The sequence below is a fragment of the Shewanella sp. 10N.286.51.B8 genome (assembly GCF_041469325.1).
Lineage (GTDB): Bacteria > Pseudomonadota > Gammaproteobacteria > Enterobacterales > Shewanellaceae > Shewanella.
Genome location: NZ_JBFRKG010000009.1, coordinates 19727 through 31204, shown reverse-complemented (window position 1 = coordinate 31204; position 11478 = coordinate 19727). Strand labels below are relative to the sequence as shown.

The 11478-nt window shown below is 41.6% G+C and carries 8 protein-coding genes; 2 read left to right on the top strand and 6 right to left on the bottom strand.

The genetic code is table 11. The features are described from left to right. Window positions 1–39: 39 nt before the first annotated feature. The 6 genes from odhB to sdhC form a co-directional block, all read right to left on the bottom strand. Entirely contained in the window at window positions 40–1230 is a 1191-nt protein-coding gene (gene odhB / locus AB4160_RS04905) for a 2-oxoglutarate dehydrogenase complex dihydrolipoyllysine-residue succinyltransferase (protein ID WP_102438303.1), read from the bottom strand. A gap of 27 nt (window positions 1231–1257) precedes the next feature. After that, entirely contained in the window at window positions 1258–4080 is a 2823-nt protein-coding gene (gene sucA, locus AB4160_RS04900) for a 2-oxoglutarate dehydrogenase E1 component (RefSeq protein WP_102476209.1), read from the bottom strand. A 254-nt stretch (window positions 4081–4334) separates the two neighbouring features. Further along, entirely contained in the window at window positions 4335–5042 is a 708-nt protein-coding gene (locus AB4160_RS04895) for a succinate dehydrogenase iron-sulfur subunit (protein ID WP_372003757.1), read from the bottom strand. An 11-nt stretch (window positions 5043–5053) separates the two neighbouring features. Beyond that, window positions 5054–6820 (bottom strand): succinate dehydrogenase flavoprotein subunit, encoded by a 1767-nt coding sequence (gene sdhA / locus AB4160_RS04890; protein WP_076537446.1) that lies wholly within the window; start codon window positions 6818–6820, stop codon window positions 5054–5056. Beyond that, window positions 6821–7168 carry a succinate dehydrogenase, hydrophobic membrane anchor protein gene (sdhD, locus tag AB4160_RS04885; RefSeq protein WP_076537444.1) on the bottom strand — a complete coding sequence of 116 codons (348 nt, stop codon included), beginning with the start codon at window positions 7166–7168 and terminating at the stop codon, window positions 6821–6823. It abuts the gene before it with no gap. Then, window positions 7162–7557 carry a succinate dehydrogenase, cytochrome b556 subunit gene (gene sdhC / locus AB4160_RS04880; protein ID WP_102438307.1) on the bottom strand — a complete coding sequence of 132 codons (396 nt, stop codon included), beginning with the start codon at window positions 7555–7557 and terminating at the stop codon, window positions 7162–7164. Before sdhC ends, sdhD begins: the two co-directional genes overlap by 7 nt. A gap of 415 nt (window positions 7558–7972) precedes the next feature. Between sdhC and AB4160_RS04875 the strand changes: the two genes are divergently transcribed. Both AB4160_RS04875 and AB4160_RS04870 read left to right on the top strand, forming a co-directional pair. Further along, on the top strand, window positions 7973–9259 hold the full coding sequence (locus AB4160_RS04875; RefSeq protein ID WP_102438309.1) for a citrate synthase: 1287 nt from the start codon (window positions 7973–7975) through the stop codon (window positions 9257–9259). 1115 nt (window positions 9260–10374) lie between these two features. Next, window positions 10375–11463, top strand: a complete 1089-nt coding sequence (locus AB4160_RS04870) for an efflux RND transporter periplasmic adaptor subunit (RefSeq protein WP_372003840.1) — start codon at window positions 10375–10377, stop codon at window positions 11461–11463. Window positions 11464–11478 lie beyond the last annotated feature (15 nt).

The following is an 11478-nucleotide window of genomic DNA, read 5'->3' as shown; positions in this document are numbered from 1 at the left end:
TCTAACGAGCCAGCTACGAGGGTATTGTCTAGTTGACTCTTAGAGGTCAAGCAATAGACGAGTTGGATCTTCAAGGAAGTCTTTAATAGCGACCAAGAAACCAACCGACTCACGGCCATCAACAATTCGATGATCGTAAGATAATGCTAGGTACATCATAGGTTGAATAACAACCTCACCATTCACAGCCATTGGGCGATCTTTAATAGCATGCATGCCTAAAATCGCGCTTTGTGGAAGGTTTAAAATTGGCGTCGACATTAGCGAGCCAAATACGCCGCCATTAGTCACGGTGAAGTTACCACCGGTCATATCAGCAACAGATAACTTGCCATCACGGCCTTTGATTGCTAATTCACGCACATTTTTTTCAATTTCAGCAAGGCTCATGGTATCGGTATCACGTAATACTGGGGTAACCAGACCACGTGGCGTTGATACCGCAATGCTGACATCAAAGTAGTTGTGATAAACCAGTTCATCACCGTCGATAGACGCGTTAACTTCAGGGAAACGTTTTAATGCTTCAGTCACAGCTTTTACGTAGAAAGACATGAAACCTAAACGAATACCATGACGTTTTTCAAATACTTCTTGGTATTGCTTACGAATATCCATGATTGGCTGCATGTTAACTTCGTTAAACGTTGTTAGCATTGCCGTAGAGTTTTTAGCCTCTAATAAACGATTAGCAATAGTCTTACGTAAACGCGTCATAGGAACACGTTTTTGAGTACGACCTTCAAGTGGTGCAATTGGCGCAGGCGCTGCAGCAGGTTTAGCCGCAGGCGCTGACTTCACAAATGCTTCAACATCTTCTTTAGTCACACGTCCACCAACACCAGTGCCTTTTACTTTGCTTGCATCAAGGTTATGCTCAGCAATGAGACGGCGTACAGATGGGCTTAATGCATCATTTGACTCATCTGTAGATTCAGCTACTGGTGATGCAGCTTCTGCTTCTGCTTTAGTCACTTCTTGGCCTGAAACTGCACCAGCAACGAAGTTTGCAATCACTTGCTCACCAAGAACAGTGTCACCTTCTTGGAATAATAATTCGCTAATAGAACCATCTTCTGGCGCAACAACTTCTAGTACAACTTTATCAGTTTCGATATCAACTAGATTTTGGTCACGAGAAACCTGTTCGCCAGGTTGCACATGCCATGTCGCGATTGTTGCATCTGCAACTGATTCTGGCAGAACGGGTACCTTAATTTCGATACTCATGGAAAGCTTTCCTTTTATAATTTTCTATTACGACAGTTTTAATGCGCTATTAACTAATGCTTCTTGTTGGCGTGCATGCAGAGCAGGATAACCACAAGCTGGTGCAGCAGATGCCTCACGGCCAGCGTAGGTTAGTTCAGCTCCGGCAGGGATAGCTGCCCAGAAATGATGTTGGCTACAATACCAAGCACCTTGGTTCTGAGGTTCTTCCTGACACCAAACAAAATCTTTAACGTGCTGATAGTCAGCAAGTGCGGCTTGCATTTCTTCTTGCGGGAACGGATAAAGCTGCTCCACACGGACAATAGCAACGTTAGTAATTTCTTGTTTACGACGCTTGTCGAGTAATTCGAAATACACCTTACCACTACAGAAGACAACGCGATCAACCTTGCTCGCGTCTAATGCATCAAGCTCACCAATCACACTTTGGAAACTTCCTTCAGCGAGCTCTTCAAGTGTAGAAACCGCTAATGGATGACGTAGTAATGATTTAGGCGACATCACCACCAGTGGACGACGCATAGGACGTACAACTTGACGGCGTAGCATGTGATAAACCTGTGCAGGTGTAGAAGGAACACACACTTGCATATTGTGGTTTGCACAAAGCTGTAAGAAACGCTCAAGACGAGCAGATGAATGCTCTGGGCCTTGGCCTTCATAACCATGGGGAAGTAGCATCGTTAGACCACATAATCGGCCCCACTTTTGCTCACCTGAAGATAAGAACTGATCGATAACCACTTGAGCACAATTAACAAAGTCACCAAACTGCGCTTCCCAGATGGTTAATCCGCCCGGCTCTGCTGTGGCATAACCGTACTCAAATGCCAGTACCGAGGCTTCTGATAATACTGAGTCAGTAATATCAATCTCGCCCTGTTCATCAGCGACATTACGAAGCGGCAAATAAGTCGTACCATCATTTTGATTATGTAAAACTGCATGACGATGGAAGAAAGTACCACGACCAGAATCCTGACCGGTAATACGAACGCGTTTTTTATCTTCCAAAATGGTGGCGTAAGCTAAGGTTTCAGCAAAGCCCCAATCAACCGGTTTTTCACCGTTTGCCATCGATACACGGTCTTTATAAATCTTAGCGACCCGTGATTGCAATTTGTGGCTTTCAGGAATATCTACCATCTTTTGCGCAAGACCAATCAGCTTGTCAAAGTTCATTGCACCTTGATAGCTTTCATCCCACTCACGATTAAGATACGGCGACCAGTCAACAGTGTGTAACGTCATTGGACGCCACTCTTTCACTACACAATCACCTGCATCTAATGCATCACGGTAGTTATTGACAAGGCCAGTAACGTCATCAGCAGAGATACTATCTTCTTGAATTAATCGATCAGCATAAATCTTACGCGGCGTAGGATGCTTCTTAATTTTTGCGTACATTAGCGGCTGCGTTGCACTTGGCTCATCAGCTTCGTTATGACCATGGCGGCGATAACACACTAAATCAATCACCACATCACGCTTAAATTCGTTACGGTAATCCACCGCTAACTGCGAAATAAAGGCAACAGCTTCAGGATCATCTGCATTGACATGGAAAATAGGCGCTTGGACCATTTTGGCAATATCAGTACAGTATTCCGTTGAACGCACATCGGCAGTATTAGAGGTAGTGAAACCCACTTGGTTATTAATAACGATACGAATACTACCGCCAACTTTAAAACCACGGGTCTGAGACATGTTAAATGTCTCTTGCACAATACCTTGTCCAGTAATTGCCGAGTCACCATGAATGGTAATTGGCATAACTTGTAAACCATCGCTACAACCACGTCTGTCTTGACGCGCTCGTACTGAACCAATAACCACAGGGTTAACGATTTCTAAATGTGATGGGTTAAAGGCCAGTGCTAAATGAACGTTTCCGCCTGGCGTTTCGAAATCAGATGAAAAGCCTTGGTGATACTTAACGTCACCAGAACCTTGGATTTCATCATGCTTACCGGCAAATTCATCAAATAATTCAGCAGGACGCTTACCCAGTACGTTAACAAGGACGTTTAAGCGACCACGGTGAGCCATACCGACGACAATTTCTTTGGTACCTGCTTCACCTGCGCGATATAAAATCTCACGCATCATTGGCACTAACGCATCACCACCTTCAAGCGAGAAACGTTTTGCGCCTGGAAATTTTGCGCCAAGGTATTTTTCCATACCTTCAGCAGCATTTAGGCCTTCTAGAATGCGTTTCTTAGTGGTGTTATCGTAATTTGCTTTACCCAAAGACGGTTCAAGACGTTGCTGAATCCAACGCTTTTCATCGGTATCGGTAATATGCATGTATTCAGCACCAATAGAACCACAATAGGTACTTTTTAATGCATGAACTATGTCGGCTAATTTAAGGGTGTCACTACCGTATGCAAATGAACCGGTATTGAACTCACGTTGCATATCTTCGGCATCTAAACCATGAAATGCTGGGTCTAATTCAGATACTGGCTCACGGTGCCATAAACCTAACGGATCAAGGTTAGCATTTTGGTGACCACGAAAACGGTGAGCGTTAATTAACTGGAGGACTTTTACTTGTTTAGCATCTAACTCTGGGTCAGTAACACGGCTAGCGCCTTTGGCACGACCTTCTAATGCTAAACTGCGGAAATAATCACGTACTTTAGAGTGTGCAGTTTCAGGTAGATCTTGAGAAGTACCATTTACCGCAGGGAGATTATCAAAAACGACTTGCCAATCAGCGGTAACTGAACTTGGATCTTCTTGATAGGCTTCATACATCTCTTCTACGTAGGTCGAATTTGAGCCACTTAAATGTGACGATTCGAGCCAAGCTTTCATGATGCCTTGGTGCATTACTTTTCCTTCCAAACTTGATACACGTGCTTCGCCAATTTCATAATTGCGATACCTGGTTGCACCACAATCGAATCGTATTAACTCTTTCGTTTAAGGCTGTTTATCAACTACGGATAATAGCGATATAACTATATAATTTAAACAGTTAATTACAAAGGTCTTCTAACACACACAAAAGAGTCATCCCCATAGTTGAAGATGACTCCCCAATAGAGCTATATAACAATAAATCCCAGCTCTATGTTGCGCATTTACACTGCTCGCTTCAGTAACATTGACTTAATGTGGCCAATGGCTTTAGTTGGGTTTAGTCCTTTAGGACACACATCAACACAATTCATAATACCGTGACAACGGAACACACTGTAAGCATCGTCTAAACCATCTAAACGCTCTTCAGTTGCCGTATCGCGGCTATCAATTAAGAAGCGATATGCATGCAGTAAACCACTTGGTCCGATAAATTTATCAGGGTTCCACCAGAAAGATGGACAAGCAGTAGAACAACAAGCACACATGATACATTCATATAATCCGTCTAAATGAGCACGCTCTTCAGGTGATTGTAAATGTTCACGAGCCGGTGTTTTCTCATCATTGATAAGAAACGGTTTAATTTTTTCGTACTGAGTGTAGAACTGAGTCAGGTCGACAATTAAATCGCGCACAACTGGCATGCCAGGAAGTGGGCGAATTTCAATTTTCTTACCTTTAAAAGTAGAAACAGGCGTAATACACGCAAGGCCGTTTTTACCATTCATGTTCATACCATCACTACCACATACACCCTCACGACATGAGCGTCTAAATGATAATGCAGGATCTAACTCTTTCAGCTTCATCAGTGCATCTAGTACCATCATATCGGTACCTTCTTCCACATCTAAACTGTAATCCTGCATATATGGTTTAGTGTCTACATCAGGATTGTAGCGATAAACTGCAAATTCCAATTGCATCGGGGCTTCTCCTAGTAGGTACGCTTGATAGGCGGGAATGCCGCACGAAGCTTAGGCTCCATGTTGACTTCACGCTTAGTCATTTCTTCTGTGACGGGGTCAAAGACGCTATGACATAACCAATTATCATCATCACGGTCTAAGAAATCCTCACGAGAATGCGCACCACGACTTTCTGTACGGAAGTTCGCAGCATAAGCTGTCGCAATTGCTGTCGCCATCAAGTTATCAAGCTCTAAACATTCAATACGTTGAGTATTAAATTCTGAAGAGTTATCAGATAACTTAGCATTCGCTAAACGATCGCGAATTGCTTTAAGCTCTTTAAGGCCTTCAGCCATTGCATCACCACTTCTAAATACAGAGAAGTTAAGTTGCATACATAACTGTAAGTCTTTACGAATAACAGCAGGATCTTCACCGTCTTTATTGCTTTCCCAGCGATTAAGACGCTCAAGTGATGCTGAAATTTGCTCTTCAGATGGCGCTTTTGGATCCGCAGTCGCATCGAGTGCTTTACCTAAATGCTGACCAGCAGCACGTCCAAATACCACTAAATCCAGTAATGAGTTACCACCAAGGCGGTTTGCACCGTGTACTGATACACAAGCAATTTCACCTACAGCGAATAAACCCACGATATCTTGTTCAGTGCCATCAGCATTTTGACGAACAACTTGACCACTCACTTTAGCGGGTAGACCACCCATCATGTAATGACATGTTGGCAATACAGGAATTGGGCCATCTGCTGGATCAATATGCGCAAAAGTACGAGAAAGTTCACAAACACCAGGAAGACGAGCTTCTAATGTTTCTTTACCTAAGTGATCAAGCTTAAGTAAACAATGCGGCCCTAATGGACCATCTAATCCACGGCCTTCACGAATTTCTGTCATCATCGAGCGAGCAACAACATCACGTGATGCTAAATCTTTTGCATTTGGTGCATAACGTTCCATGAAACGCTCGCCATCTTTATTTAAAAGATAACCACCTTCACCACGACAACCTTCAGTTACAAGCACACCTGCGCCAGCAATACCCGTTGGGTGGAACTGCCACATTTCCATGTCTTGCATTTGAACGCCAGCGCGCATTGCCATACCAACACCGTCACCAGTATTAATATGTGCATTGGTGGTTGAAGCATAAATACGCCCTGCACCACCGGTTGCTAAAATGGTTGCCTTCGCTTTGAAGTAAACAATCTCGCCAGTTTCAATTTCAATAGCCGTACAACCAACTATTGCACCGTCATCGTTTTTCACTAAATCGAGTGCATACCACTCAGAAAATACTTCAGTTTTGTGTTTAACATTTTGCTGATAAAGACAATGAAGTAATGCATGACCTGTACGGTCAGCTGCAGCTGCAGTACGTGCCGCTTGCTCGCCACCAAAGTTTTTTGATTGGCCACCAAACGGACGCTGGTAAATAGTACCGTTTTCAAAACGTGAGAAAGGTAAACCCATTTGCTCAAGTTCAATAACCGCCTCTGGACCTGTCTTACACATGAACTCGATTGCTTCTTGGTCACCGATAAAATCAGAACCTTTCACGGTATCGTACATGTGCTGTTCCCAGTGATCTTCATGAGCATTACCCAACGCAACGGTAATACCACCTTGCGCAGATACTGTATGAGAACGGGTTGGGAAAACTTTAGATAAAAGCGCACAGCTCTTACCTTCTTTAGAAATTTGTAATGCCGCTCGCATGCCAGCGCCACCAGCGCCAATCACTACTGCGTCAAATTCGCGAACTGGAATACTCACTTATACACCCCACACAATTAATATGCCTGCAGCTAGATAACAAAAAGCTGCTACGACAAAAACGAACTGAAGTAATCCACGCACTGATACGTTTTTAACGTAATCAGTTAACACTTGCCAAATACCAATCCATGAATGGATAAGTACAGCAACAAGCGCTAATAAAGTGAATACTTTCATTGGTAAGGTACTGAATAACCCCTGCCAAATTTCGTATGTCAATGGAGCGCTACACGCAATAAAACCCACCATAAAAATGGTATAACAGGCTAAAATTACGGCACTAGCACGAATTAAAATAAAATCATGAACACCACTGCGTCCAAGGCTTGCTGCATTTGTTACCATACCCAAATCCCCACGATGATAGAAAACGCCGCTGATAACACAAAGGCGATTTTTGCTGACGCTAAGCCAGAGGCAAGCTCTTCCCAACGACCGGTATCCATAATCAGATGACGTACGCCAACGATTAAGTGATAACCCAACGCGGTTAGAATTCCCCAAATAACAAACTTAACTAGCAGGTTATCAAAAAGAGATTGTAAGCCAGCGAAACTCTCAGGCGATGCTAAAGATTCATTTAGCATCCAAATAAGAATACCGACAGCAAACAGCATGATAACACCGGAAATACGGTGAAGAATTGACGCAATCGCTGTTGCAGGAAAGCGAATGGTCTGTAGGTCTATATGGACAGGTCTTTGCTTTTTCACGTTCTGCTCACTCAGCTCCATTGAGCATTATTTTTATTATTCATCTTGCTTTGCTTCTATTTGTTACACCAAACTACAAATGTAAACAAAATGTTGAAACTTAACAGACTACTATCAAACACTTAACCATTTGAGAATTCACTAATTTAGACAACGTAAAAATGTTTTCAAAAATGTGATGTTTGTCGCCCTTCAGGACGCAGGCAAGTATACTCAAGGCAATTGTCAAATACAAACATCACACTATGTAAAATTTGTTTTTTGATGTTTTTTTTGCAAAAAAACCATTGCTAACAAGGCGTCTAGCAAGCTTTATACCATGGTCTAATAAATTTAAACGCTTATTTAAATTGAAATGTGACACTAATTCACTGTAAAGTAATGTCCGCTTAACATGCCGCACTCACAGAAAAGAATGAAGTAAGGAGAACGGGGTATGGCTGACAATATAGCCAAATTAGAGTTACCGGGGACAGATTCGATCGAATTACCTATCAAGCAGGGAACTGCTGGGTTTGATGTAATCGATATCAGTAAACTTGGAAAGACAGGTCATTTCACCTTCGATCCAGGTTTTTTAGCGACCGCATCTTGCGAGTCTGCAATTACATACATTGATGGCGAAAAAGGTGTACTTACACACCGTGGCTATCCAATTTATGAACTAGCTACTGAATCTAACTATTTAGACGTTTGTTACTTACTGCTTTATGGTGAATTACCAAGCAAAACTCAATACGAAGAGTTTGTGGCTATGGTTAAGAATCACACCATGGTGAACGAGCAATTAGCTTCGTTTTTCAGAGGTTTCCGTCGTGATGCACATCCAATGGCTATGCTATGTGGTGTTACGGGTGCATTATCTGCGTTTTACCAAGATTCTCTTGATGTCAATGATGAAAAACATCGTGAAATTGCGGCTTTCCGCCTTGTTTCTAAGATGCCAACCATTGCAGCAATGTGCTACAAGTATTCAATCGGTCAACCTTTTGTTTACCCACGCAACGACCTAAGTTATGCAGGTAATTTCCTTAGCATGATGTTCGCTGTTCCGTGTGAACAATACCAAGTCAATCCAGTTGTTGAAAAAGCAATGGACAGAATCTTTGTATTACACGCTGATCATGAACAAAACGCTTCTACCTCTACGGTTCGTTTAGCGGGTTCATCTGGTGCTAACCCATTTGCATGTATCGCAGCGGGTATTGCTTCACTATGGGGTCCTGCTCATGGTGGTGCTAACGAAGCTTGTCTAAATATGCTTGAAGAAATTGGCAGTGTTGATCGCATCCCTGAGTTTATTGCTCGTGCGAAAGACAAAGCTGATCCATTCCGCTTAATGGGCTTTGGTCATCGCGTTTACAAAAACTTCGACCCTCGCGCTAAAGTGATGCGTGAAACATGTCATGAAGTGTTAGCTGAGCTAAATGTGAACGATCCTTTGCTAGATGTAGCGATGGAACTTGAACGCATTGCTTTAGAAGACGATTATTTCGTATCTAAAAAGCTTTATCCAAATGTTGATTTCTACTCAGGGATCATCATGAAAGCAATCGGTATCCCTACTAGTATGTTTACAGTGTTATTTGCACTTTCTCGTACTGTTGGTTGGATTGCACATTGGAAAGAAATGCTTGACCAACCAGGTCACAAAATCAGTCGTCCACGTCAGTTATACACTGGCTCAGACGAGCGTGACTTTGTCAGCATAGATAAACGATAACTTAATCGTTTGTGAAAAAAGCGCCTATTTAGGCGCTTTTTTAATGCCTAGAGAAGCTGTTTTGTTAGCGTTGACAGCCTCGCTCAATGAACACAAAAATCCCTTGCTGCGAACTTTGGTTACCATAGCAGCCAAGTATGAATAAAACTGCCAAACACATTTATCCCCGTTTAAAGCTCATTCACCATAAATTGGTCATAAGCCACATCATCTAGGTCCGCTTCATTATTTACTAAATCCTAATAGCCGCCACAGGTTAATTTTAGTCGAAATTAAAGGGTCGCCGGCACTTTAGCGCTTGGTTTTGTATTACAAATTAGAATTAAATAAGCTTTAAAATATGTCCAAAGTACGCCATAAATCGGCCTAATTAACCCAATTACATTTGTGTTTATAGAAGGAGTTGCATCAGATTTGTGCTAGGCAATACAACTGCCTATTAGAAATATTGCCGATTTTAATTCATTTGAAGTTAAAGATTAAGCTAGAAAAATACTGTAAATCATCCAAAAACATTCATAAAATAGTCATTTTCATTCACGTTAGGCCCTAATAAACAATAAATTGAGTAAAAATATCAATTAAATCTGATATAAAAAGCTGCTTTTTAAATTATATCGCTATAAAGAAAATCTTTTTGTTCTAAAAAATGGCCATTAGAGATATTAAAACTTACACTTTGGTTTCCTTTTTACCCAGAATTTGGTCTTCTTTATACGCTTTTACACCTTGAAATATTTTCACGTTCATTTTATTTGTATTATTAATAATTTTCTTGTTAAAGCCAAATTAATTCAATGGCCATTTACCCACAATCCTAATCAACAAAAATCAGAACCCTTAACTCAAATCTTAGTAAGCAATTTCACCATTTGTTGAGCATTCCCACTACCCCTTGTTAACATTTAAGTTCCTAAAATACCGTCACCCAATTAAAGCACTGAAAAATAACAATAATTTATTTTGGCACATTACGTGCTTTGTAAACATAAATTCAACATTTATTACATGTTATAACGTGACGTTTGCATGCTTTGGTTTCAGACTCTGTGGCATGTCACGTCACTTATAACACTTAGTTAATTGGCAGGTATCCCATGGAAAGGTTCAACAACATTAAAAAATTCACCTCATCCGTTTTTTGTATTACGGCATTTTCAATCATGCTTAGTGGCTGTAATGGTGAACAAGAAACAGCTGCAGAAGAAGAAAAATACGCGGTACCTGTTGAGGTATCACAAGTGACTCAAGGAAATGTGTCTTCATTTTATAGCACCACCGCGACGCTAGAAGCGCCCGAGGAAGCCCATGTTGTCACCCGAATTGCAGGCTTAATTACTTCAATAAACGTTGAAGAAGGCGATAGAGTTACAAAGGGCCAAGCACTGGCGACCATTGATGCCAAACGCCAACAATTTGATTATCAGCGTGCGCTTGCTGAAGTTCAGATTATTGAGCAAGAATTAAACCGCTTAAAACAGATGAAAAACAAAGAATTTGTAAGTCAAGATGTGATGGCAAAGCTGGAGTTTAACTTACAAGCCGCAATGGCTCAGCGAGATCTCGCAGAACTATACGTGATTGAAAGCCGCATTGTTACACCTATCGATGGCATTGTCGCCACCAGGCATGTGAAAAAAGGCAATATGGCCAAAGAGTTTGAAGAGTTGTTTTATATTGTCAATCAAGATGAACTACACGGAATTGTACATTTACCAGAGCAACAACTTAATAGCTTACGTTTAGGACAAGAAGCGCGCATTAGTAATCAATACGCTAATAACAAGGGCTCAACAGAACAAGATATTATCGCTAATGTATTACGAATTAGCCCAATTGTTGATGCCCAAAGCGGTACATTCAAAGTAACTATCGCCATCAACAATAAAGACGCAACATTAAAAGCCGGCATGTTCACGCGTGTTGAGCTTAAATATGATACCCACAATGATGTTGTTACTGTGCCTTTTAACGCCATTATTAACCAAGATGACACCCAAGCACTGTATGTCATTAAAGATAACACCGCTAACCGTCGTGAAGTGATTCTCGGTTATCGCGAAAATGATAAAGTTGAAATTCTATCTGGTGTGCAATCTGGTGAACAAATCGTCATTCGTGGTCAGCAAAACCTTAAAGACCTGTCGTTAGTTGAAATCATCAGTCCGCTTTCTTACGCCAAAAACAGCCTAGCCAGCAAATAGACAAGGATGCGCCTA

Coding starts and splice junctions, on each gene's coding strand:
- odhB (WP_102438303.1), bottom strand. CDS start 1,230: ATGAGTATCGAAATTAAGGTACCCGTTCTGCCAGAATCAGTTGCAGAT.
- AB4160_RS04875 (WP_102438309.1), top strand. CDS start 7,973: ATGGCTGACAATATAGCCAAATTAGAGTTACCGGGGACAGATTCGATC.
- AB4160_RS04895 (WP_372003757.1), bottom strand. CDS start 5,042: ATGCAATTGGAATTTGCAGTTTATCGCTACAATCCTGATGTAGACACT.
- sdhC (WP_102438307.1), bottom strand. CDS start 7,557: ATGGAGCTGAGTGAGCAGAACGTGAAAAAGCAAAGACCTGTCCATATA.
- sdhD (WP_076537444.1), bottom strand. CDS start 7,168: ATGGTAACAAATGCAGCAAGCCTTGGACGCAGTGGTGTTCATGATTTT.
- sucA (WP_102476209.1), bottom strand. CDS start 4,080: ATGCACCAAGGCATCATGAAAGCTTGGCTCGAATCGTCACATTTAAGT.